Here is a 21284-nt window from a genome sequence, read left to right as displayed (position 1 = left end):
GGGACAAGAACATGTGGTACTTCGCCTGGATCCTCGGCCTGCCGCTGGCAGCCGCTTTCGCCGTACTCAATGCCATGTGGTACGAACTCATGGACGACGACGCCATCCGCAGGGAGAAGCTCGAGCTGCCCGAGTCGCCGCAGGGGCAGGAGCGGCTCTAGGTTCGGTTCGTGCGAATGTCCCCGCGCCTTCGGCTCATCTTGATTTCGCTTCGGAGAGCACTCGCTGCCCTGCGCACAAGAGGCGCTGCCTCCGTACTGGCCGATCATCCCGTGCGCTGAAGACGAGCACGCCGATGGGGTGCCTTGCGCAGCGAAATCAAGGAGGAGGGCGAAGCCCGGGGGACATTCGCGGAGCAAGGTACCCCGTCGGCGTGATCGAGCCCTGAACACGGCCCGCCGACGTCACTCCGCCGCTGGCTTCTTTTTCTTCGCCGACCCGCCCGTGATGCGGTCTTTCAGCGTCAACACCTTCGTCACCGTCGCTCCCATGCCCATGAGCTGCATCGCAGTCTCGGGCGCGAGCCGCTGCACGTCGTCGAACCATTTCATCAGCCGGTCGATCAGGTCGTGCATCTCGCGCATGCGTTCTTGCGCATGGCGCTCGGCGTCGCTCGTGGGCGATTCGAGCAGGGCGTTGCGCAACATCGAGAGCGTGGGTTCGATCTCGCGGCGGCGCCGCTCCTCGGCCAGCACGCGGAAGATTTCCCACACGTCCGACGGCGCCTCGAAATACTCGCGCCGGTCGCCCGCCTGGTGCCGCAGCCGCACCAGCCGCCAGGCCTGCAGCTCCTTCAGGCCCATGCTCACGTTGGAGCGAGAAAACTCCAGCAGCTCGGCGATCTCGTCGGCATTGAGCGCGCGCTGCGACAGGAAGATGAGGGCGTAGATCTGCCCCACGGTGCGGTTGATACCCCACTTGCTGCCCATCTCGCCGAAGTGGGCGACGAACTGGCGGTTGAGGGGCGGGAGGTCGGGTGCGGTGGCCATGCGCGGATTGTCGCGCGGGATTGCTGGAGTTCCGGTAGCTTCTGAAAACTCGAACCGCTCAGTCGGCTTGCGTGCGCCGCCGGTACGACCCCGGCGCGCCGCCCGTCCAGGTCTTGAAGGCCCGCTGGAAGGCCGCGCTGTCCGCGAACCCCAGCTCCTCGGCCAGTGCGGCGAGCGGCACGGTGCTGGTGTTGAGCCGCACGATGGCCAGGTCGCGCCGCAACTGGTCCTTCAGCGACTGGAACGACGTGCCTTCCGTCGCCAGGTGGCGTTGCAGCGTGCTCACCGACATGTGCAGGCTGCCCGCCGTGGTCGCAAGGTCGGGCCACGCTGGCCGGTTCTGCTGCAGCACCGCGCGCACCTTCGCGCTCACGGCCTGCTCGGCGAGCCGGGGCAGGATCACATTGGCAGGCGACGCCGACAGAAACACCTGCATCGCATGCGCATCGCGGTGGACCGGCGTGGCCAGTGCGCTGGCATCGAACCACACCGCCGACAGGGGCTGGCCGAACTGCAGCGGGCCGGGAAACACCTTGGCGTAGCCGTCGGCATAGGGCGGCAGCTCGAAGCCGAAATCGAAACGCCGTGCCGCCAGCCGTCCGCCGTGCAGCCATGCGAAGAGCCGCCAGTGCACCCGCAGCATCAGCTCGTGCAGGAAGTTCTGCTGCATCGCCTGCGGGTTGTTCAGCCGAATGCCGAAGCCTGCGAGCTGGCCTTCCCGCAGCGGAACCAGCGCGATGTCGTCCTGCAGCAGGCTGAAGGTGTGGGCCACGCGGCGCAGCGCCACTTCGAAAGTGGGCGCGCCCAGCGTGGAGCGCAGCATCAGCGCGAAGCTGCCGCAGCGCAGCCGCCGCGTGAGAAAACCCAGGGCCTCGTCGTCCATGCGCTGCATCAGCAGCGCGAAGAGGGCCACGTACTGCTCGCCCGTGACGCGCGCACCGGCCTCCCGCAGCAGCGAGGGTGCGATGCCCGCGTCTTCCAGCGCCGTCTCGATGCACACCGCCGCCTCGGCCCCGCGCGCGCGCACGCCCGAGAGCATGCCCTGCACGAAGACGATCGGAATGGTGATGGGCGGTTGCAGCATGTCTCGGTGGATTGACGTTTTCTGCCATGCGATCGAAGCGAACTGCAATCGCCGGGCTGTGCGGGGATTTCTACCATGCCACTGCACAAGAACCAGACGGAGACAAACCCATGTACCTGACCCAAGGCCTTCACCGCGCCGTGCAGCAGCGCCCCGACGCCATCGCGGTGCGCTTCGCCGGCCGCACCCGCAGTTTTCGCGACTTCGCCGAACGCATCGCGCGCCTTGCTGGCGCGCTCCAGGGCCTGGGCATGCAGGCGGGCGACCGCGTCGCCATGCTGTCGCTCAACTCCGACCGCTACCTCGAATACCAGATGGCCGTGCCCTGGGGCGGCGGCGTGCTCAACCCCTGCAACATCCGCTGGTCGCCGGCCGAGATCCTCTACTCGCTGGAAGACTCGGGCTCGACCATCCTGCTGGTCGACGAGACCTTCCGCGGCGTGGTCGAGCAGATGCGCGGCGAGTCCAGGAGCCTGCGCGAGGTGATCTATTGCGGCGACGGCCCCCTGCCGGCCGGCATGCACAGCTACGAGGGGCTGATTGACGCTACTTCGCCAGTGCCCGACGCCGTGCGCCGCGGCGAGGACCTGGCCGGCATCTTCTACACGGGCGGCACCACCGGCTTTCCCAAGGGCGTGATGCTCAGCCACATCAACATCTGCAGTTCGGCGCTGGCGGCGCAGGCCGAGGGCCTGGCACCGGCCGGCGGCTGCTACCTGCATGCGGCGCCGATGTTCCACCTGGCCGACATGGGCCTGGCCACGCCGCACTGGTTTGCCGGCAACACGCACGCGATCCTGCCGATGTTCACGCCCGAAGGCGTGCTCGACGCCATCGAGCGCGACCGCGTGACCAGCCTGCTGCTGGTGCCCACCATGATCCAGATGCTGGTCGACCATCCTGCGATGCGCAAGCCGCGCGACCTGAGCAGCCTGAAGGGCATCACCTACGGCGCCTCGCCCATTTCGGAAGCGGTGCTCAACCGCGCCATGGAAGCCTTCCCGGGCGTCGACTTCGTGCAGGCCTACGGCATGACCGAGCTGTCGCCTATCGCCACGCTGCATCCGGCCTTCTTCCACACGGCCGAGGGCCGAAAGACCGGCAAGCTGCGCTCGGCGGGCCGGGCCAGCGTATGCATGGAAGTGCGCATCGTCGATGCCGACGGCACCGAAGTGCGGCGCGGCACCGTGGGCGAAGTGGCGGTGCGCGGCCCCAACGTGATGCAGGGCTACTGGAACAAGCCCGAGCAGACGGCGGCGGCGCTGCGGAACGGCTGGATGCACACCGGCGACGGCGCCTACATGGATGCCGACGGCTTCATCTTCGTGGTCGACCGCATGAAGGACATGGTCATCAGCGGCGGCGAGAACGTGTACTCGGCCGAGGTCGAGAACGCCATCAACCAGCACCCCGCGGTGGCGGCGTGCGCGGTCATCGGCATCCCCAGCGAGGAGTGGGGCGAGTCGGTGCATGCGGTGCTGGTGCTCAAGCCGGGGCAGGGCATCCAGCCCGAGGAATTGATCGCGCACTGCAAGACGCTGATCGCCAACTACAAGTGCCCGCGCAGCGTGGCCGTGGTCGAGGCGCTGCCGCTGTCGGGCGCCGGCAAGGTGCTCAAGACCAAGCTGCGCGAGCCCTTCTGGCAAGACCGCCAGCGCAGCGTGGCCTGACCCGACATTTTTTTCCTAAGCATTTTCCTATCCGAACATCAAGGAGACCTTCATGAGTCAAGACGTCTACGTGGTCGGGGTCGGCATGATCCCCTTCACCAAGCCGGGCGCGAACCAGCCCTATCCGCAGATGGCCGCGCACGCCACGAACGCAGCGCTCAAGGACGCCGGCATCGGCTACGAACTGATCCAGCAGGCCTACGTAGGCTACGTGTACGGCGACTCCACCGCCGGCCAGCGCGCGCTGTACGAAGTGGGCATGACGGGCATCCCGGTCGTGAACGTCAACAACAACTGCTCGACCGGCTCGACCGCGCTCTTCCTCGCGCGCCAGGCGGTGGCCAGCGGCGCGGCCGACTGCGTGCTCGCGCTCGGCTTCGAGCACATGAGCCCCGGCGCGCTGGGCGCGGTGTTCAACGACCGGCCGAGCCCGTTCGACAACTTCGAGAGCATCACCGACGAGCTGGTCGGCAACGAGCAGGTGCCGCTCGCGCTGCGCTACTTCGGCGGCGCGGGCCTCGCGCACATGCAGCAGTACGGCACGCAGATGTCCACCTTCGCCAAGATCCGCGCGAAGGCCAGCCGCCATGCGTCGAACAACCCGGTCGCGCTGTTCCGCACCGTCGTCACAGAGGACGAGGTGATGGCCGCCCCTGTCATGTGGCCCGGCGTCATGACCCGGCTCATGGCCTGCCCGCCCACCTGCGGCGCGGCCGCGGCCATCGTCTGCTCGCCGCGCTTCGCCGAGCGCCACGGCCTGGACCGCACCGTGCGCATCAAGGCGCAGGCCATGACCACCGATCGCCCCGTGACCTTCGAGAGCCGCGACATGCGCGAGGTGGTGGGCTTCAGCATGGCGCAGGAGGCCGCGCAGAAGGTGTACGACGCGGCCGGCGTCGGTCCGCAGGACATCGACGTGGTCGAGCTGCACGACTGCTTCGCGCACAACGAGCTCATCAGCTACGAGGCGCTGGGCCTGTGCCCCGTCGGCGGCGCGGAGAAGTTCGTGGTCGATGGCGACAACACCTACGGCGGCAAGGTGGTGACCAACCCGTCGGGCGGGCTGCTGTCCAAGGGGCATCCGCTCGGGGCGACCGGTCTTGCGCAATGCACCGAGCTGGTCCAGCAGCTGCGCGGCACGGCCGACAAGCGGCAGGTCGAAGGCGCGCGGATGGCGCTGCAGCACAACCTCGGGTTGGGCGGCGCCTGCGTGGTCACGCTCTACGAACGCGTCTGAGGAAGAAGCAGAACATGATCGACAAGAAATGGATCGGCCACGAGCTGCCCGCCTCGGTGCTCCCCATCGAGCGCACCCGCCTGCAGTTCTTTGCCAAGGCCATCGGCGAGACCGATCCGGTCTACACCGATGCCGCCGCCGCGCGTGATGCGGGCTATGCGGACCTGCCCGCGCCGCCCACGTTCCTGTTCGCGGCCGAGCTGGATTCGGGCGCATCGAACCAGCTGCTCGACGACCTGCAGATCCCGCTTTCGAAGCTCCTGCATGGCGAGCAGAGCTTCAGCTACCACAAGCCCGCCTGCGTGGGCGACACGGTGACGGTGCGCTCCGTCGTCAGCGACATCTACGACAAGAAGAACGGTGCTCTGGAGTTCGTCGTGAAGACCTCGCGCGCCACCAACCAACGCGACGAGCTCGTGGCCGAGCTGCGCACGGTGATCGTGTGCCGCCACTGAAGAGAGAACCTGAGATGACCACCCCCGCCACCTACGACAGCATCCAGATCGGCGACGAGCTGCCACCTCTGCAGTTCGCGCCGGTCAACCGCACCATGCTCGCGCTCTTCGCGGGCGCCTCGGGTGACCACAACCCCATTCACATCGACACCGACTTCGCGCGCAGGGCCGGCATGCCCGACGTGTTCGCGCAGGGCATGCTGGGCATGGCCTGGCTCGGCCGGCTCGTCACGCAGTGGGCGCCGCAGTCGCAGTTGCGCCGCTTCGACGCGCGCTTCCAGGGCATCACCCACATCGGCCATGCGGTGCGCTGCACCGGCCGCGTGGTGGAGAAGCTCGAGCACAACGGCGAGCGCTGCGTGCGCGTCGAGGTGCTGAGCGCCAACCAGTACGGCCAGGCCCGCATCGCCGGCGAGGCGCTGGTGGCGCTGCGCTGATCGCCATTCCTACGAACAACGAAAGAAAAACAGCATGACACTCAAGCTCGAAGGCAAGGTCGCCCTCATCACCGGCTCGGGCCGCGGCATCGGCCGTGCGATCGCGCTCAAGCTCGCGTCCGAAGGCGCGCGCATCGTCGTCAACGACCTCGATGCCGAGCCCGCCGAAGAAACCGTCCAGGCCATCCGTGCGGCCGGCGGGCAGGCCGTGGCCTGCGTGGGCAGCGTCTCGGCGCCGGATTTTGCCGAGCGCTTCGTCGGCACCGCGGTGAGCGAATACAAGGGCCTGGACATCATCGTCAACAACGCGGGCTACACCTGGGACAGCGTCGTGCAGAAGATGACCGACGAGCAGTGGTACGCGATGATCGACGTGCACCTGACGGCGCCGTTCCGCATCCTGCGCGCGGCGCAGCCGGTGATTCGCGCGCTGGGCAAGGCAGAGACTGAGGCCGGACAGCGCGTGGTGCGCAAGGTGGTCAACATCTCGTCGGTGGCGGGCCTCTTCGGCAACGCCGGGCAGGCCAACTACTCGACCGCCAAGGCCGGCATCGTCGGCATGACGCAGACGCTGGCCAAGGAATGGGGCCGCATGAACGTCACGGTCAACTGCGTGGCCTTCGGCTTCATCCAGACGCGGCTGACCGCGAGCGCCGCCGAGGCATCGACGGCGAACATCGAAGGCCGCGAAATCAAGGTCGGCATCAACCCCGGGCTGCTCGCGATGATGGAGCAGTCGATTCCCCTCGGCCGCGGCGGCACACCCGAGGAAGCCGCCGGCGCGGTTTACCTGCTGTGCACGCCCGAGTCGGACTACGTGAGCGGCCAGACGCTGATGTGCAGCGGCGGCTTGACCGGTATCTGACATGCAGGCCTCCGAAGGCATCGCCTGGCGCGTGCAAGGCGACATCGGCCGCATCGTGCTGCAGCGGCCGGGCAGCGCGAACGCGCTGACCTCGGCGAGCGCACGCGCGCTGGTACGTGCCATCGACGAGGTGCTCGAACAGAAGCCGCGCGCCATTCTCCTGACCGGCGAGGGCAAGGCGTTCTGCGCGGGCGGCGACATCGACGAGTTCGTGGCGGCCGGCGAGCGGTTGCCCGAGCTCGTGAATGAAATTCTCGACGGGCTTCATCCCGCCTTGTTGCGCCTGGCGACCGGGCCGGCGCCGCTGGTGGTCGCGGTGAACGGCCCGGCGGGCGGCGCGGGCGTGGGGCTCGCGCTGTGCGGCGACTTCGTGCTGGCGGCGGAGTCGATGAAGCTGCGCACGGGCTACGCAGCCATCGGCCTGTCGCCCGATGCGGGCGCTTCGTACTTCCTGTCGCGCCGCGTGGGGCCGGTGCGCGCGCAGCAATGGCTCATGCTGAGCGAGGCCATCGACAGCCAGCGTTGCCTGGCGACGGGCGCGGTCGATGCGGTCTATCCGGATGCGGAACTTGCAGCGGCGAGCGAAGCGCTGGTCGCGCGGCTGGCCGCTGGTGCGAGTGCTTCGTACGCGGGCATCAAGGCCCTGTGCGGCGGCGCGCCGGGCCGGCCGATCGAGGAGCACTTCGCGATGGAGCAGAAGCTATTGCACACGCGTGCGGGCAGTGCGGACGCGCGAGAAGGCGTGGCGGCTTTCGTTGCGAAGCGCGCCCCGCGTTTCACGGGGCGCTGAGGTTCAGCCGCCGCTCAACCGCCGGTGAGGCTGCGCGCCGCGCCCAGCATCTCGTGCGTGTCGTGCGCCATCACCGCCAGGAACGCCAGGAGGCCGATGTAGTACACGCTGTACGTCACCCGCGTCTCGGTGGAGACGGCGTAATACTGCTGGTTGGCCGGGTCCTTCGGGTCGTACTTCCAGGCGCGCATCACCTGCGGCGCGGCCAGCACCGCGACCAGGATCAGCATCGGGCTCGGCCGCCAGAAGAAGAGGGCGGCGAGCACCGGCACGCCCACCAGCCACACGCGCGGCGTGAGCACCGCGGTGATGCGCCCGCCGTCGAACGGCGAGAGCGGAATCAGGTTGAAGAGGTTGATGAAGAAGCCCGCGTACGCGAGCGCCAGCAGCAGCCGGCTGTCCGCTTCGCGCGCGGCGAAGTAGCAGGCCAGCGCCGCGAGGCTTCCGAGCAGCGGGCCGCCGAAGCCGACCCAGGCTTCGGTCTCCACGTCGTGCGGCTGGTCCTTCAGTTCGATCCACGCGCCCACGAACGGAATGAAGGTGGGCAGCCCCACGTGCAGGCCGCGCTGCTTCGCCGCGAGGTAGTGGCCCATCTCGTGCACGAAGATGAGCGCGACGAACCCCACCGCATAGCGCCAGCCGAACACAAAGGCATAGGCCACCACCGATAGCAGCATCGTGCCGCCCGAGAGCAGCAGCTTGCCGAGCTTGCCCGCGCTCAGCAGGACCAGCAGCAGCTTGACCATGGCCTGCGCTTCAGGCCTCGGGGTTCTTCTTCTTGAAGATCTTCGCCACGCCCCAGATGGCGGCGCCGCCGGCCACGACCGCGATCTTCGCGAACTTGGCCAGGAAGGCGAGCGCGAGCGCGAAGATGCCCAGCTTCTTCACGGCAACGCCGGCCACCAGTGCAGCGAGGCCGTAGGCGGCGACCTTGTCGGTCGACGAATTGAAGTCCGCGTACTTCTTGCCGTCGTCGTACTGCAGCGCGGCCAGGAGCTTGGCGGCGTCGGGCTTGTAGGTGTCCAGGTCCTTGGCGTTGGTGATGAGGTTCAGGCTCAGGTAGCCCTCGCGGCCCAGCGCATAGGTGTTGTAGTTGACGCCTTGCCTGTCACCCGTGTCGCCCTTCTTCTTGGAGAGGGCTGACCACACGAGCCGGTGCGTGGCGGCTTCGTACTGCGGCTTCTGCGCCCAGCCCGTGACCTCGATGGCGGGGATGCCGCGCTTGGCGCGCTCCTCGTTCGCGGCCTCGGTGCCTTCCTTCAGGCTCTTGAGCAGGTCGTCGGCGTTCCAGTCCTTCGCGTCGTCGTCCTTGATGTAGCCCTCCTTCACGAACTTGACGACGGCCATCCAGTCGGCGTTGTCGTCGGCCGGAAAGATCGCGCCGATGAAGGTGTCGTCCGTGCGGTTGCCCATGCTGCGCATGAGCTGCGCGGCGGCGGGCGTGGGCACCCAGATGTAGCCCTCGGGCAGCTTCAGGTGGGCCTGGTCGCGCAACGGGATGTCGGCGGGGCCGGCCTTCTGGACGGCCTTGGCGGCCTTGAAGGCAGCTTCCTGTTCGGCTTCGAGCGAGCTCGCCGTGGAGGCGGTGGCAGGCGCCGTGGAAGTGGCGGGGGTGGCGGACGTGGCGGCGTTGCCGGTGTCGGTGGCCGCAAGGGCGCACGCGAGCAGAAAGCCGGCCGTCAGGCGGGCAGTATGAATACGCAAGTTCTCTCTCCTCGGTTGTTGTCGGTTTTTGTGAGACGCGAGGAGTTTATCGGCGCTCCGGCCGGCGCCCAACAGTGCGTTTTCAGGGCCAAGGCGTGGGCGGCGGGATTTCGCACACCGGCTCGACGTCGATGCTCTTGAAATCCGCCGGCGAGACGATCTCCAGGTACTCCATGTCGGGCGAGTAGTCGAACAGGAAATGCCGGATGCCCGGCCGCTGGTGCACCACGTCACCGGCCTCGACCAGGGTTTCCTTGTCCTCGTACATGAAGCGGGCCCAGCCCTTGACCATGATGACGATCTGGAAGTCCGCCTCGTGGCGGTGCCAGCCGGTGCCCGTTTCCGGTGCCATGTTGGCCTTGACCAGATGCGCGATGACCTTGCCGTTGGTGGCCTCGGCCACGCCCAGGTCGCGGTACAGGAAGAAATCGCGCAATCCGCCCGACACGAACTCTGTGTCACAGGGCTTGACATGGGAGAACTGGGTGGCGGTACGGTCCAGCATGGGGCGCTCCTTCGCAGGGTGGTGGTGCTGCGCCGCAGCACGCATAAAGCGTTCCTGTTCGCGGGAGCTTTCGTTTGCGCACCGGGGCATTCTTGCTTTTCTGCGCTCCCCTTGACGCTCGCGAACCCGCTTTCCATACTCAACCGCATGGTTCACCCAGCTGCCCCGACCGAAGCCGCGACCCTCGACGCCGCCACCCTCGACGCCATCTTTTCCGCACTGTCCGACCAGACCCGCCGCACCGTGCTCCAAACCCTGGGCGAGCGCAGCCTCAGCATCACCGAGCTGGCCGAGCCGCACGGCATGTCGCTCACCGGATTCATGAAGCACCTGCGCGTGCTGGAGAACGCAGGCCTCATCTCGCGCACGAAAGAGGGCCGCATCGTGCGCTGCGAACTCTCGCCACGGCCCATGAAGGAGGCGGCGGCGTGGCTCGCGCGCTACGAGAAATTCTGGACCGGGCGCCTCGATGCACTGGCGCGATTTCTCTACCACCAGGAGGAAACCGAATGGCACACCCTGCCGACCGAGACACCGACGAAGACAGAGGGCGCCGCCCCTCGCTCACCCTCCGCCGGCACTACCGCGTCGCGCCCGAAAAAGTCTGGCGCGCGTGGACCGACCCGCAAGCGCTGAGGCTCTGGTTCGGCCCCGGCGAAATCGTCTCGGTGCCGCGCGTGGACATCGACCTGCGCGTCGGCGGGGGCTTCCGCGTGACGATGCTCGCGGACGACGGCGAAACGCACGACGTGAGCGGCACCTACCTGGAAATCGTGCCGAACCGCAAGCTGGTTTTCAGCTGGGCCTGGCGCAGCACGCCCGAGCGCGAATCGCGCGTCACCGTGCGGATCGAGCCCGACGGCGACGGCTGCGAACTGGTGCTCCTGCACGAGCAGTTCTTCGACGAGGCCGCGCGCGACGGGCACAACCACGGCTGGAGCGGCGCCCTCGTGAAGCTCGACCAGTGGCTGGACAGCGCAGCGGCATGACCGCACCGATCGCCGACACCATCGATGCGATCTACCGCACCGAGTCGCGCCGCATCTTCGCCACGCTCGTGCGGCTGCTCGGCGATTTCGACCTCGCCGAAGAGGCGCTGCACGACGCCTTCCGCAGCGCCCTGGAGCAATGGCCGCGTGACGGCTTGCCCGCGAACCCGCGCGCCTGGCTGGTGTCGGCGGGGCGCTTCAAGTCCATCGACGGCATCCGCCGGCAGGCGCGCTTCACCGCGTGGGACGACGCGGCCGAGCACACCGCGGCGCTGGCCGATCCCGCACCGGCATGGCACGACGACACCGAAGACCTCGAAGACGACCGCCTGCGCCTTGTCTTCACCTGCTGCCACCCGGCGCTCGCGCCCGATGCGCAGGTGGCGCTCACGCTGCGCGAGGTGTGCGGCCTGGCCACCGAGGAAATCGCCCGCGCTTTCCTCGTGCCCGCGCCCACCATCGCGCAGCGCATCGTGCGCGCCAAGGCCCGCATTCGCGACGCGCGCATCCCGTACCAGGTGCCTTCGCTGGCCGAACTGCACGAGCGGCTCGATGTGGTGCTGCGCGTGGTGTACCTCGTGTTCAACGAAGGCTATGCGGCCTCGTCGGGCGAGAGCGTCACGCGGGCCGATTTCTCGGCCGAGGCGATCCGGCTGGGCCGTCTGCTCGCTGACCTGCTGCCCGACCCCGAGGCGCTCGGCCTGCTCGCGCTCATGCTGCTGCACGACTCGCGCCGCGCGGCGCGCACTTCGCCCGATGGCGAACTGGTGCTGCTCGATGCGCAGGACCGCAGCCTCTGGAACCGCGCGCAGATCGGGGAGGGCGCGGCGCTGGTCGAGCGCGCGCTGCTGTCGCGCCGCTTCGGCCCCTACGCGCTGCAGGCCGCCATCGCCGCCGTGCATGCCGAAGCGAAGGAGGCCGCCGCCACCGACTGGCCGCAGATCGTCGGCCTCTACGACGTGCTGCTGCGCCTGGACCCTTCGCCCGTGGCCGAGCTCAACCGCGCCGCCGCCATCGCCATGCGCGACGGGCCCGCGGCGGGCCTGGCGCTGATCGATGCGCTGCTCGCGCGTGGCGAATTGGCCGACTACCAGCTGGCCCACAGTGCCCGCGCCGAGCTGTGCCGGCGCCTCGGGCGCATCGACGAGGCGCGCGCCGCGTACGAGCGCGCGCTGTCGCTGGCGCGCCAGCTGCCCGAGCGTAAATTCCTGGAGCGGCAACTGACCCTGCTGGATCTCAAGTAGAAAATTTTTGACGCCGGTTGTCTCGGACATGTCGATTTCCGCCGTCGCCAATCGACCAGTGGTGTCTACATTCCCTCTTCAAGGAGATACCGCCATGAAATACCTCTGCCTCGTTCACTACGACGAAGCGGTGATCGACACGATGCCGCCCGACGAACTCAAGGCGCTCGGCGACGAGTCCAGCGCCTACGACCGAGAACTCGAGCGCGCCGGCCACTACATCGCCTCGAACGCGCTCGAACCCGCGAAGACCGCCAAGGTCGTGCAGGTGCGGGGCGGCAAGCGCTCCCATGTCGATGGCCCGTTCGCAGAGGCGCGCGAGCAGCTCGGCGGCTTCATCCTCATCGAGGCGCGCGACCTCAATGCGGCGATCCAGCTGGCGGGGCGCATTCCCATGGCGCGTTACGGCGCCATCGAGATCCGGCCTGTAGAAACCCTCGAAAGGAGAGCGGTATGAGGTACCTCTGCATCATCTACGGCACCGACGCCGAGACCGCGCACTTCTCTCCCCGCGAAATGGACGACTACGTGAACGAACACCTCGACTACGACCGCGCCCTCGAGGCCCGCGGCAAGCTCGTCGCCTCCGAGGCGCTGCAGCCTGCCGGGACGGCGACCGTCGTGCGCATGCGCCGCAACAAGCTTTCGGTCACCGACGGCCCTTTCGCCGAAACCAGCGAATACCTCGGCGGCTTCTACCTGGTCGAGGCCGACAGCGACGAGGAAGCGCTCGAGCTCGCGGCCGGCATCCCGTCTGCGCGCTTGAGCAGCGTCGAGGTACGGCGCGCCAAGGGCGGCGGCGCGCGAACGCCATGAGCGGCACGCGCCCCGCAACGCCGCCCGAGCGCGCCACCGTGCGCGAATGGACGGGCCTGGCCGTCATCGCGCTTCCGTGCATGCTTTATTCGATGGACCTCACGGTGCTGAACCTCGCGATCCCCTCGATCAGCGAGGAGCTCAAGCCCACGGCCTCGCAGCTCTTGTGGATCGTGGACATCTACGGCTTCTTCGTCGCGGGCCTGCTGGTCACCATGGGCACGCTGGGCGACCGCATCGGGCGGCGCCGGTTGCTTTTGATCGGCGCGGGCGCGTTCGGCATCGCCTCGGTGCTCGCGGCGTTTTCCACCAGCGCGAACATGCTCATCGCCACGCGTGCGCTCCTGGGCGTGGCGGGAGCGACGCTCGCGCCCTCGACGCTCTCGCTCATCCGCAACATGTTTCTCGATCCGGCGCAGCGCACCGTGGCCATCGGCGTGTGGATATCGAGCTATTCGGCCGGTGCAGTCATCGGACCGGTGCTGGGCGGGGTGCTGCTGCAGTTCTTTCCGTGGGGCTCGGTGTTCCTCATCGGCGTGCCGGTGATGGTGCTGCTGCTGGTGCTCGGGCCGATCCTCCTGCCCGAGTACCGCGACCCCGATGCGGGGCGGCTCGAGTGCTGGGCATGTCGCCGCTGCACGCGGGTCTCTGGAGCGTGCCGGGCGCGGGCGCGTTCATCGTCGGCTCCATGGTCGTCTCGGCGCTCGTGCGGCGCATGCGCCCGGCCTACGTGATGGGCGGCGGGCTGGCGGTGGCGGCGCTGGGGTTCGCGATGCTCGTCGTGCTGCCTGCGTCCGCTGCGCAAGGCGGGCTCGCGTGGATGGTGGCGAGCGCGGTCATCTCGTCGCTGGGCCTCGCGCCGGTGTTCACGCTGGCCACCGACGTGGTCGTGGGCAGCGCGCCGCCCGAGCGGGCCGGCGTGGCCTCGGCCATCTCGGAGACAAGTTCCGAATTCGGCGGGGCCCTGGGCATCGCAATCCTCGGCAGCATCGGCGCGGCGATCTACCGCAGCACGATGGCCGACGCGGTGCCCGCCGGGCTGGCCGGTGCGGCCGAAGTGGAGGCGGCGCGCAGCACGCTCGGCGGCGCGGTGGCGCTGGCGGGACAGCTTGCGGGGAGCGCGGGCGCCGAACTGCTCGATGCGGGCCGCGCCGCGCTGCTGCACGGCCTGCGCCTCGTGGCCGGCATCTGCGCCGCGGTGCTGCTCGTCGTGGCCGGGCTCGTCGCTTTCCGTTTGCGCGGGGCCGGCGAGGCCAATGCCCCCGCGACACCGGGTGCCGCCGCATTGCCTGAGCGCTGACGAACACCCATACTGGGGCTTCCACGACGAGACCACCGGAGCCTCCCATGAGCAACGAACTGCGCAAGAAGCTGCACGACCTGGCCGAACTCTGCGAGAAGACCACCGATCCGCAGACCAAGGCCATCATCGAGGCGATCCGGCTGCAGACGGCCGTGCTGAACGAGCGGCTGTTCTCCATCGAGCTGCAGGTGGGCGCGCTCACCAAGCGCCTCGAAGGCGCCCCGGAAAGCACGACCCACTGAGGGGGCGCCGCTTTGTAGGGATAATCCCGGCCATGAGCGGCAACACCTTCGGAACACTCTTCGCGGTCACCAACTTCGGCGAATCGCACGGCCCGGCCATCGGCTGTGTCATCGATGGCTGCCCACCGGGCATGGCCCTGAGCGAGGCGGACATCCAGGGCGACCTGGACCGCCGCCGCCCCGGCACCAGCCGCCACGTCACCCAGCGCAACGAGCCCGATGCGGTGCAGATCCTCTCCGGCGTCTTCGAGGGCAAGACCACCGGCACCCCCATCGCCCTCTTGATCCAGAACACCGACCAGCGCAGCAAGGACTACGGGCAGATCGCCCAGCAGTTTCGCCCCGGCCACGCCGACTTCACCTACTGGAAGAAATACGGCATCCGCGATCCGCGCGGCGGCGGGCGTTCCTCGGCGCGGCTCACCGCACCCATGGTCGCGGCCGGTGCGGTCGCCAAGAAGTGGCTCGCCGAAAAATACGGCATGGTGTTTCGCGGCTGCATGACGCAGATCGGCGAAATCGCCATTCCCTTCGAGAGCTGGGACCACGTGCCCCACAACCCCTTCTTCGCCCCCATCGCCGACGTGAGCGCGCTGGAGGACTACATGGATCGCCTGCGCAAGGCCGGCGATTCGTGCGGCGCGCGCATCCGCGTCACCGCAACGAACGTGCCCGTTGGCCTGGGCGAGCCGCTCTTCGACAAGCTCGATGCCGAAATCGCCTACGCGATGATGGGCATCAACGCGGTGAAGGCCGTCGAGATCGGCGCCGGCTTCGACAGCGTCACCCAGCGCGGCACCACGCACGGCGACTCGATCACACCGACCGGCTTCGTCACCAACAATGCGGGCGGCATCCTGGGCGGCATCAGCTCGGGGCAGGACCTGGAGGTGAGCATCGCGATCAAGCCCACCAGCTCGATCATCAGCCCGCGCCAGTCGATCGACATCCACAACAACCCCGTCGAGGTCGTCACCAAGGGCCGCCACGACCCCTGCGTGGGCATCCGCGCGACGCCCATTGCCGAGGCGATGCTCGCCCTGGTGGTGATGGAGCACGTGCTGCGCAACCGCGCCCAATGTGGCGACGTGCAGACCGACGCGCAGAAGAACGAAGCCGCGTCCCCGCAGGCGTCTTTCCTCTAGTGCCGACACCGCCACCAGTGGCCGCCGGACGCGGCCACCTGCTGGCGTTCGCTGGTCTGTCGGCCAGCTATTTCGCGCACATCGGTTTCTTCAACCCCTACCTGCCGCTGTGGCTCAAGGACCTGGGCCTGCCGATCTTCACGATCAGCCTGCTGGCCTCGGTGCAGTCGGTCACGCGCGTTTTCGCGCCCTACGCCTGGGGCGCGCTCAGCGACCACACCGGCCACCGCGTGATGCTGCTGCGCTTCAGTGCGGCGGTAGCGCTGGTCAGCTCCTTCGGCCTCTGGTGGCACGGCGGCGCATGGTGGCTCGCGCTGGTGCTGCTGGTGATGTTCACCCACACCAGCTCGATGATGTCGCTCACCGAAGCGGCCATGGCGCAACTGGTGGCCGGCGATTGGGGCCGCTACGGGCGCATACGCCTGTGCGGCTCGGCCGGCTTCTTGGTCACGGTGTTCGTCGCGGGCGAGTGGTTCGAGCGCTTCGGCATGAAGCACTTTCCGGCCTGGGCGGCCGGCACTCTGGCCATCGTGCTGTTTGCGACGATGAAGCTTCCCGACGTGCGCGAGCCCGTGGCCGCGCACGACGCCGTCAAGGAACCCATCGGCCCGGTGCTGCGCAACCCGATGGTGCGGTGGTTCTTCGCTGCGCTGTTCTTCCAGGTGATGTCGCACTTCTCGGTGTACGCGTTCTTCTCGCTGTATCTGGACTCGATCGGCTATGCCAAGAGCACCATCGGCCTCCTGTGGGCGCTGTCGGTGGTGGCCGAGATCGTCTGGTTCTACCTTCAGGGCCGGCTCATCGGCCTTCTGCCGATGCCGCGCTGGATGCTGGTGTGCGGCATCGCGGCCGTCGCGCGCCTCGGGCTCACGGCCGGGCTGGGCGGCTTCATCGCCGCGCTGGTGGTGGCGCAGTGGCTGCACGCACTGAGCTTCGCGGCGCACCACACGACCTGCATCGCCGTGGTGTCGCGCCGCTTTCCGGGGCGGCTGCGCGGAAGAGGGCAGGCGCTCTTCACCGTGATCGGCTATGGCTTCGGCGGCGTGCTCGGCGTGCTGCTCGGCGGGGCGGTGGCGCAGGAGTTCGGCTACCGCGCGATGTTCACCGCGGCGGCGCTGCTGGCGGTGGTGGGCAGCCTCTGCGCCTGGCGCGTGGTGAGGCTGGAGCAGGCCGAGCGCGCCGCGGCCTAGCCCGGGTGCGCCGCTATTTCTTTCCGCGCTTCAACGGCTTCGTCACCGCAGTCTTGGCATTGCGCCCCTTGCCTTCCTTCCCCTCCTTGCCGCCGCCGTTCTCCTTCTCGAACACCGCAAAGTACTCCAACGCCAGCTTCCTCAGCGACCGCCCGATGTCCGCGTAGTCGTATTCGTCGAGGTTCGCCAGCGACACCCGCCCCGACGCGTGCTTGCCGCCGAAGCCGCGTCCCGGCAGCAGCACGATGCTGACAGCGCCTCGTTGGGCAGCCGCTTGGTCACGATCTCGCCATTCATCTGCGTGGCTATGTCCTGCAGGTCGAGCAGGTGGTAGCAGTTGACCGAGTTCGGGTCCTCCTGCATCGGCAGGCCCGGCGCAACGATCAAAAGCACGACGAACACGTTCCTCACGCTGTCGTCCAGCTTGATGCCGAGCGACGCATGCAACCCCGGGTTTCCGATAACTACAGGCACTTGATTTAGTCGCTGCCCTGAAACATAGTTGCCTCCGTTCAACAAAGACACAGGCCCACCGCCTGCAAGGAGACACACCCATGTTCAGTTCGCGCAGCCGCCGTCGCTCGACCCTGGCCCTCGCCATCCTTTCCCTGGCTACCGCCGCCGCATCCACGGCTTTCGCGGCCGGCGAGCCGGTCATCGGGCTGGTCACCAAGACCGAAACCAACCCCTTCTTCGTGAAGATGAAAGAGGGCGCGCAGGAAGAAGCCAAGAAGCTCGGCGCCAAGCTGCTCTCGGGCGCGGGCAAGGCCGACGGCGACAACGCGGGGCAGATCACCGCGATGGAAAACATGATCGCGGCCGGCGCCAAGACCATCCTCATCACGCCCAGCGACGCCAAGGCGATCGTTCCGGCCATCAAGAAGGCGCGCGACAAGGGAATCATGGTGATCGCGCTCGACAGCCCGGCCGATCCGCCGGAGGCGACCGATGCGCTCTTCGCCACCAACAACTACACCGCGGGCGTTCTCATCGGTGAATACGCCAAGGCCGCGATGGCCGGCAAGACGCCCAAGATCGTCGCGCTCGACCTGCTGCCGGGCCACCCGGTTGGCGCGCAGCGCCACAACGGCTTCATGAAGGGCTTCGGCCTGGCGGCGAACGATGCCAAGTCGAACGAGCTGTCCAAGGCGCCCGAGATCGTCTGCATGGCCGACAGCTTCGGCGACCAGGCCAAGGCGCAGACCGTGATGGAAAACTGCCTGCAGAAGGCGCCCGAGGTGAACCTGGTCTACACGATCAACGAGCCCGCCGCGGCCGGTGCCTACAACGCGCTCAAGCGCGCAGGCAAGGAGAAGGGCGTGCTGATCGTCTCGGTCGACGGCGGCTGCCAGGGCATCAAGGACACCAACGCCGGCATCATCGCCGCCACCTCGCAGCAGTACCCGCTGAAGATGGCGGCCATGGGCGTCGCCGCGGGCGTGGAATTCGCCAAGACCGGCAAGAAGGCCTCGGGCTACGTGGACACCGGCGTCACGCTGATCGCGGGCAAGAGCGTGGCGGGCGTGGACAGCAAGGACACCAAGACCGGCGCCGACCTGTGCTGGGGCAAGAAGTAAACCGATAGCCCTTCAGGGAGCATCTCGATGGCGAAATCCGCAACGCACCACATCCCGTGGGGCGCCCTGGGGCCGTGGCTGGCCCTGCTGGGCGCATGCATCTTCTTCGCGACCCAGTCCGACCGGTTCCTGACCGGCGAGAACCTCTCGCTGATCCTGCAGCAGGTGATGGTGGTGGGGGTGATCGCCATCGGCCAGACGCTGATCATCCTCACGGCGGGCATCGACCTGTCGTGCGGCATGGTGATGGCGCTGGGCGGGATCATCATGACCAAGTTCGCCACCGAGCTGGGCATGCCGGTGCCGCTGGCCATCCTCTGCGGCATCGGGGTGACGACGCTGTTCGGGCTCATCAACGGCCTCTTGGTCACGCGCATCAAGCTGCCGCCCTTCATCGTGACGCTGGGCACGCTGAACATCGCGTTCGCGATCACCCAGCTGTATTCCTCCTCGCAGACCATCACCGACCTGCCCACCGGCCTCACGGGCCTGGGCACCACCTTCGCCATCGGCGGCGCCGAAGTGGCGTGGGGCTCTGTGCTGATGGTGGCGCTCTACGCGCTCGCCTGGTTCGTGCTGCGCGAGACGGGCGCGGGCCGCCACATCTATGCGGTGGGCAACAACGCCGAGGCCACGCGGCTGGTCGGCATTCCCACGCAGCGCGTGCTGCTGGGCGTGTACGTGGCGGCGGGCGTGCTCTACGGCATCGCCTCGCTCCTGTCGGTGGCGCGCACCGGCGTGGGCGATCCGAACGCGGGGCAGACCGAGAACCTGGACGCCATCACCGCCGTGGTGCTCGGCGGCACCAGCCTCTTCGGCGGACGCGGCATCGTGCTGGGCTCGCTGATCGGCGTGCTGATCGTGGGCGTGTTCCGCAACGGGCTCACGCTGATGGGCGTGTCGTCGATCTACCAGGTGCTGGTGACGGGCGTGCTCGTGATCCTCGCGGTGGCGGCCGACCAGCTCTCGCGCAAGGGGGCCCGCTGATGAACGCCGTTGCCAACCCGAAGATCGTCATGCAGGCCAAGGGCCTCGTGAAGCGCTACGGCCAGGTCACCGCGCTCGACGGGGTCGATTTCGAACTGCGCGAAGGAGAAATCCTCGCGGTGATCGGCGACAACGGCGCGGGCAAGTCGTCGCTCATCAAGGCGCTCTCTGGCGCGACCATTCCCGACGAGGGCCAGATCCTGCTGGACGGCGCGCCGGTGCACTTTCGCAATCCGCTCGATGCGCGGCGCGCGGGCATCGAGACGGTCTACCAGGACCTCGCCGTCGCGCCCGCGATGACGATCTACGAAAACCTGTTCCTCGGCCGCGAGCTGCGCCGCCCCGGGTTCCTGGGCAATGTGCTTCGCATGCTCGACAAGAAGAAGATGCTGCAGGAAAGCGCCGCCCGCATGGCCGACCTGAAGGTCGGCATCCAGTCGATGACGCAGGCGGTCGAGACGCTTTCCGGCGGCCAGCGCCAGTGCGTGGCGGTGGCGCGCAGCGCAGCCTTCGCGCGGCACGTGGTCATCATGGACGAGCCCACCGCGGCACTCGGCGTGAAGGAGGGCAACATGGTGCTGGAGCTCATCCGCCGCGTGCGCGACCGCGGCCTGCCCGTGGTGCTCATCAGCCACAACATGCCGCATGTGTTCGAGGTGGCCGACCGCATCCACGTCGCGCGCCTGGGCAAGCGCGCGGCCGTGCTCAACCCGAAGAAGATCAGCATGAGCGACACCGTCGCGGTGATGACGGGCGCCATGACCGCCGACCAGCTGCCCGCGGAGGCGCATGCCTGATGCGCAGGCAACCATCGCGCGCCCGCCCGACCTGCTGCGCCCGCGCGGCTCCAACCAGGTCGGCATGCGCCAGTTCAACGAGCGCGTGGTGCTGCACGCGCTGCGCGTGCACACGAGCCTGCCCAAGGCCGATCTCGCGCGGCTCACGGGGCTGAGCGCGCAGACCATCGGGCTCATCACCGCGCGGCTCGAGGAAGACCAGCTCATCGTCAAGCAGAGCCGGGTGCGCGGGCGCATCGGGCAGCCCTCGGTGCCCCTGGCGCTGAACCCCGACGGGGCCTTCGCCATCGGCATCAAGGTGGGGCGGCGCGGCGCGGAGTGGCTCTTGATCGACTTCACCGCGCAGGTGCGCGAGCGCCACGCGGTGGGCTACGACTTTCCCGATGCCGGCGTGCTGCTGCCGTCGATCGCCGAGCACATCCACCGCCTGCGCGACGGCCTCGGTGCGCTCGCCGCGCGCAATGTGGGCGTCGGACTGGCCGCGCCGTTCCTGCTTGGCGGCTGGCACCGCACGCTGGGCCTGTCGAAGGCGCAGTCGGACGAATGGAACCAGATGGACCTGTTGGCCGAGGTGCGGGCCCGCACCGACGTGCCGGTGAGCTTCGCGCGCGACACGGTGGCCGCGTGCGTGGCCGAACTGGTCGGCGGGCGCGGGCATGACCTGAAGAGCTTTCTCTACATCTTCGTCGACACCTTCGTGGGCGGCGGGCTGGTCATCGACTCGCACCTGCACGCGGGCGCGCACGGCAATGCGGGGGCGCTGGCTTCGCTGCCGATGCAACCGGTGCGCCCGGGTGGCGCGCTGCCGTCGCAGGTGATGGCGGAGGCCTCGCTGTGGGAGCTGGAGCAGCGCCTGCAGGGCGAAGGGCTCGACCCCGCGGCGGCCTACGACGACCGCGCGCTGCAGCCCCCTTATGCGGCGGCCACGCAGGCCTGGCTCGGGTCGGCGTCGCTGGCGCTGGCGCATGCCATCGTCAGCAGCACCGCAGTGCTCGACCTCGCCGATGTGGTGATGGATGGATCGATGTCGCGCGCGTTGCTGCAGGCGCTGCTGGAGCAAACGCGCGCCGCGCTTGCGCAGTGCAACTGGGAAGGTCTGTGGCCGCCGCAATTGCACGGGGGCCGGGTGGGGGCGCAGGCGTGTGCGCTAGGCGGGGCCATGCTGCCGCTGCATGCGAACTTCGCGCCGGACCACGATGTGTTCCTGAAGGCAGGCTGAGAGACTGCGGCCGTTGCCGCAGTCCCTGGGCACGCCTTG

At 68.4% G+C, this 21284-nt stretch carries 24 protein-coding genes and 2 pseudogenes; 20 read left to right on the top strand and 6 right to left on the bottom strand.

The window, feature by feature from the left end; genetic code table 11:
- Nucleotides 1–11: 11 nt before the first annotated feature.
- Nucleotides 12–161, top strand: coding sequence for a cytochrome bd-I oxidase subunit CydX (gene cydX, locus RT97_RS30670; protein ID WP_042582635.1), 150 nt, complete (start codon nucleotides 12–14; stop codon nucleotides 159–161).
- Between the two features lie 243 nt (nucleotides 162–404).
- On the opposite strand, the gene RT97_RS30665 is transcribed toward cydX, so the two are convergent.
- Complete coding sequence (locus RT97_RS30665; protein ID WP_042582634.1) at nucleotides 405–989, bottom strand: GbsR/MarR family transcriptional regulator; 585 nt, start codon at nucleotides 987–989, stop codon at nucleotides 405–407.
- Between the two features lie 58 nt (nucleotides 990–1047).
- Complete coding sequence (locus tag RT97_RS30660; RefSeq protein ID WP_042582633.1) at nucleotides 1048–2073, bottom strand: AraC family transcriptional regulator; 1026 nt, start codon at nucleotides 2071–2073, stop codon at nucleotides 1048–1050.
- 110 nt (nucleotides 2074–2183) lie between these two features.
- On the opposite strand from RT97_RS30660, the gene RT97_RS30655 reads away from it, so the two are divergent.
- The 6 genes from RT97_RS30655 to RT97_RS30630 are packed head-to-tail and all read left to right on the top strand — an operon-like array spanning nucleotide 2184 to nucleotide 7527.
- Complete coding sequence (locus RT97_RS30655) at nucleotides 2184–3743, top strand: long-chain-fatty-acid--CoA ligase (RefSeq protein WP_042582632.1); 1560 nt, start codon at nucleotides 2184–2186, stop codon at nucleotides 3741–3743.
- A gap of 52 nt (nucleotides 3744–3795) precedes the next feature.
- Complete coding sequence (locus RT97_RS30650; RefSeq protein WP_042582631.1) at nucleotides 3796–4980, top strand: lipid-transfer protein; 1185 nt, start codon at nucleotides 3796–3798, stop codon at nucleotides 4978–4980.
- Nucleotides 4981–4994: 14 nt separating this feature from the next.
- Nucleotides 4995–5435, top strand: a complete 441-nt coding sequence (locus tag RT97_RS30645) for a MaoC family dehydratase N-terminal domain-containing protein (RefSeq protein ID WP_042582630.1) — start codon at nucleotides 4995–4997, stop codon at nucleotides 5433–5435.
- Between the two features lie 14 nt (nucleotides 5436–5449).
- Nucleotides 5450–5872, top strand: coding sequence for a MaoC family dehydratase (locus RT97_RS30640; protein ID WP_042582629.1), 423 nt, complete (start codon nucleotides 5450–5452; stop codon nucleotides 5870–5872).
- A 34-nt stretch (nucleotides 5873–5906) separates the two neighbouring features.
- On the top strand, nucleotides 5907–6737 hold the full coding sequence (locus RT97_RS30635; RefSeq protein ID WP_042582628.1) for an SDR family NAD(P)-dependent oxidoreductase: 831 nt from the start codon (nucleotides 5907–5909) through the stop codon (nucleotides 6735–6737).
- 1 nt (nucleotide 6738) lies between these two features.
- Entirely contained in the window at nucleotides 6739–7527 is a 789-nt protein-coding gene (locus RT97_RS30630) for an enoyl-CoA hydratase/isomerase family protein (RefSeq protein ID WP_042582627.1), read from the top strand.
- Between the two features lie 14 nt (nucleotides 7528–7541).
- Here the strand turns inward: RT97_RS30630 and RT97_RS30625 are convergent, their stop codons facing one another.
- From RT97_RS30625 to RT97_RS30615, 3 genes are all read right to left on the bottom strand, one after another.
- The gene (locus tag RT97_RS30625; RefSeq protein ID WP_042582626.1) at nucleotides 7542–8273 is read right to left on the bottom strand and encodes a site-2 protease family protein; all 732 of its coding nucleotides are present in this window, start codon (nucleotides 8271–8273) and stop codon (nucleotides 7542–7544) included.
- A gap of 10 nt (nucleotides 8274–8283) precedes the next feature.
- Entirely contained in the window at nucleotides 8284–9231 is a 948-nt protein-coding gene (locus tag RT97_RS30620) for a DUF2167 domain-containing protein (protein WP_042582625.1), read from the bottom strand.
- A gap of 82 nt (nucleotides 9232–9313) precedes the next feature.
- Nucleotides 9314–9736 carry a cupin domain-containing protein gene (locus RT97_RS30615; RefSeq protein WP_042582669.1) on the bottom strand — a complete coding sequence of 141 codons (423 nt, stop codon included), beginning with the start codon at nucleotides 9734–9736 and terminating at the stop codon, nucleotides 9314–9316.
- Here RT97_RS30615 and RT97_RS34170 point away from each other — a divergent pair.
- The 9 genes and pseudogenes from RT97_RS34170 to RT97_RS30570 form a co-directional block, all read left to right on the top strand.
- Nucleotides 9704–10099, top strand: a pseudogene (locus RT97_RS34170) (ArsR/SmtB family transcription factor); the annotation flags it as partial. The gene RT97_RS30615 and the pseudogene RT97_RS34170 overlap by 33 nt on opposite strands.
- 146 nt (nucleotides 10100–10245) lie before the next feature.
- Nucleotides 10246–10725, top strand: a complete 480-nt coding sequence (locus tag RT97_RS32905) for an SRPBCC family protein (protein WP_080898492.1) — start codon at nucleotides 10246–10248, stop codon at nucleotides 10723–10725.
- Nucleotides 10722–11969 carry an RNA polymerase sigma factor gene (locus RT97_RS30600; RefSeq protein WP_042582623.1) on the top strand — a complete coding sequence of 416 codons (1248 nt, stop codon included), beginning with the start codon at nucleotides 10722–10724 and terminating at the stop codon, nucleotides 11967–11969. Before RT97_RS32905 ends, RT97_RS30600 begins: the two co-directional genes overlap by 4 nt.
- A 94-nt stretch (nucleotides 11970–12063) precedes the next feature.
- A complete protein-coding gene (locus tag RT97_RS30595) occupies nucleotides 12064–12426 on the top strand; it encodes a YciI family protein (protein ID WP_042582622.1) in 363 nt (120 codons plus the stop codon).
- Nucleotides 12423–12785, top strand: a complete 363-nt coding sequence (locus RT97_RS30590) for a YciI family protein (RefSeq protein WP_042582621.1) — start codon at nucleotides 12423–12425, stop codon at nucleotides 12783–12785. The genes RT97_RS30595 and RT97_RS30590 overlap by 4 nt, the downstream gene beginning before the upstream one ends.
- Nucleotides 12782–13881, top strand: a pseudogene (locus tag RT97_RS33980) (MFS transporter); the annotation flags it as partial. The gene RT97_RS30590 and the pseudogene RT97_RS33980, both read left to right, overlap by 4 nt.
- Nucleotides 13882–14132: 251 nt before the next feature.
- On the top strand, nucleotides 14133–14330 hold the full coding sequence (locus RT97_RS30580; RefSeq protein ID WP_042582620.1) for a hypothetical protein: 198 nt from the start codon (nucleotides 14133–14135) through the stop codon (nucleotides 14328–14330).
- A gap of 32 nt (nucleotides 14331–14362) precedes the next feature.
- Nucleotides 14363–15475 (top strand): chorismate synthase, encoded by a 1113-nt coding sequence (aroC, locus tag RT97_RS30575; RefSeq protein WP_042582619.1) that lies wholly within the window; start codon nucleotides 14363–14365, stop codon nucleotides 15473–15475.
- A gap of 17 nt (nucleotides 15476–15492) precedes the next feature.
- Nucleotides 15493–16665, top strand: a complete 1173-nt coding sequence (locus tag RT97_RS30570) for an MFS transporter (protein ID WP_042582618.1) — start codon at nucleotides 15493–15495, stop codon at nucleotides 16663–16665.
- 13 nt (nucleotides 16666–16678) lie between these two features.
- Here the strand turns inward: RT97_RS30570 and RT97_RS30565 are convergent, their stop codons facing one another.
- Nucleotides 16679–16909: a hypothetical protein gene (locus tag RT97_RS30565; RefSeq protein WP_042582617.1), complete on the bottom strand. Its 231-nt coding sequence runs from the start codon at nucleotides 16907–16909 to the stop codon at nucleotides 16679–16681.
- A gap of 310 nt (nucleotides 16910–17219) precedes the next feature.
- On the opposite strand from RT97_RS30565, the gene RT97_RS30560 reads away from it, so the two are divergent.
- From RT97_RS30560 to RT97_RS30545, 4 genes are read left to right on the top strand one after another with little or no spacing between them, the layout of a single operon-like run.
- Complete coding sequence (locus tag RT97_RS30560) at nucleotides 17220–18242, top strand: sugar ABC transporter substrate-binding protein (RefSeq protein ID WP_042582616.1); 1023 nt, start codon at nucleotides 17220–17222, stop codon at nucleotides 18240–18242.
- Nucleotides 18243–18269: 27 nt separating this feature from the next.
- Nucleotides 18270–19229, top strand: a complete 960-nt coding sequence (locus RT97_RS30555) for an ABC transporter permease (protein ID WP_042582615.1) — start codon at nucleotides 18270–18272, stop codon at nucleotides 19227–19229.
- Entirely contained in the window at nucleotides 19229–20026 is a 798-nt protein-coding gene (locus RT97_RS30550; RefSeq protein ID WP_042582614.1) for an ATP-binding cassette domain-containing protein, read from the top strand. The genes RT97_RS30555 and RT97_RS30550 overlap by 1 nt, the downstream gene beginning before the upstream one ends.
- Nucleotides 20019–21245 (top strand): ROK family transcriptional regulator, encoded by a 1227-nt coding sequence (locus tag RT97_RS30545; protein WP_042582613.1) that lies wholly within the window; start codon nucleotides 20019–20021, stop codon nucleotides 21243–21245. Before RT97_RS30550 ends, RT97_RS30545 begins: the two co-directional genes overlap by 8 nt.
- The last annotated feature ends 39 nt before the right edge of the window (nucleotides 21246–21284 follow it).

The sequence above is a fragment of the Variovorax paradoxus genome, assembly GCF_000834655.1.
GTDB lineage: Bacteria > Pseudomonadota > Gammaproteobacteria > Burkholderiales > Burkholderiaceae_C > Variovorax > Variovorax paradoxus_F.
Note: the sequence above shows the minus strand (reverse complement) of the source record. Positions and strands in the feature narration are given on the sequence as shown.

What these genes read in the sequence shown, in the direction of transcription:
- RT97_RS30545 (WP_042582613.1), top strand. Translation starts at nt 20,019, where the DNA reads ATGCCTGATGCGCAGGCAACCATCGCGCGCCCGCCCGACCTGCTGCGC.
- aroC (WP_042582619.1), top strand. Translation starts at nt 14,363, where the DNA reads ATGAGCGGCAACACCTTCGGAACACTCTTCGCGGTCACCAACTTCGGC.
- RT97_RS30600 (WP_042582623.1), top strand. Translation starts at nt 10,722, where the DNA reads ATGACCGCACCGATCGCCGACACCATCGATGCGATCTACCGCACCGAG.
- RT97_RS30560 (WP_042582616.1), top strand. Translation starts at nt 17,220, where the DNA reads ATGTTCAGTTCGCGCAGCCGCCGTCGCTCGACCCTGGCCCTCGCCATC.
- RT97_RS30650 (WP_042582631.1), top strand. Translation starts at nt 3,796, where the DNA reads ATGAGTCAAGACGTCTACGTGGTCGGGGTCGGCATGATCCCCTTCACC.
- RT97_RS30580 (WP_042582620.1), top strand. Translation starts at nt 14,133, where the DNA reads ATGAGCAACGAACTGCGCAAGAAGCTGCACGACCTGGCCGAACTCTGC.
- RT97_RS30660 (WP_042582633.1), bottom strand. Translation starts at nt 2,073, where the DNA reads ATGCTGCAACCGCCCATCACCATTCCGATCGTCTTCGTGCAGGGCATG.
- RT97_RS30555 (WP_042582615.1), top strand. Translation starts at nt 18,270, where the DNA reads ATGGCGAAATCCGCAACGCACCACATCCCGTGGGGCGCCCTGGGGCCG.
- RT97_RS30645 (WP_042582630.1), top strand. Translation starts at nt 4,995, where the DNA reads ATGATCGACAAGAAATGGATCGGCCACGAGCTGCCCGCCTCGGTGCTC.
- RT97_RS30655 (WP_042582632.1), top strand. Translation starts at nt 2,184, where the DNA reads ATGTACCTGACCCAAGGCCTTCACCGCGCCGTGCAGCAGCGCCCCGAC.
- RT97_RS30615 (WP_042582669.1), bottom strand. Translation starts at nt 9,736, where the DNA reads ATGCTGGACCGTACCGCCACCCAGTTCTCCCATGTCAAGCCCTGTGAC.
- RT97_RS30630 (WP_042582627.1), top strand. Translation starts at nt 6,739, where the DNA reads ATGCAGGCCTCCGAAGGCATCGCCTGGCGCGTGCAAGGCGACATCGGC.
- RT97_RS32905 (WP_080898492.1), top strand. Translation starts at nt 10,246, where the DNA reads ATGGCACACCCTGCCGACCGAGACACCGACGAAGACAGAGGGCGCCGC.
- RT97_RS30590 (WP_042582621.1), top strand. Translation starts at nt 12,423, where the DNA reads ATGAGGTACCTCTGCATCATCTACGGCACCGACGCCGAGACCGCGCAC.
- cydX (WP_042582635.1), top strand. Translation starts at nt 12, where the DNA reads ATGTGGTACTTCGCCTGGATCCTCGGCCTGCCGCTGGCAGCCGCTTTC.
- RT97_RS30640 (WP_042582629.1), top strand. Translation starts at nt 5,450, where the DNA reads ATGACCACCCCCGCCACCTACGACAGCATCCAGATCGGCGACGAGCTG.
- RT97_RS30550 (WP_042582614.1), top strand. Translation starts at nt 19,229, where the DNA reads ATGAACGCCGTTGCCAACCCGAAGATCGTCATGCAGGCCAAGGGCCTC.
- RT97_RS30595 (WP_042582622.1), top strand. Translation starts at nt 12,064, where the DNA reads ATGAAATACCTCTGCCTCGTTCACTACGACGAAGCGGTGATCGACACG.
- RT97_RS30625 (WP_042582626.1), bottom strand. Translation starts at nt 8,273, where the DNA reads ATGGTCAAGCTGCTGCTGGTCCTGCTGAGCGCGGGCAAGCTCGGCAAG.
- RT97_RS30665 (WP_042582634.1), bottom strand. Translation starts at nt 989, where the DNA reads ATGGCCACCGCACCCGACCTCCCGCCCCTCAACCGCCAGTTCGTCGCC.
- RT97_RS30635 (WP_042582628.1), top strand. Translation starts at nt 5,907, where the DNA reads ATGACACTCAAGCTCGAAGGCAAGGTCGCCCTCATCACCGGCTCGGGC.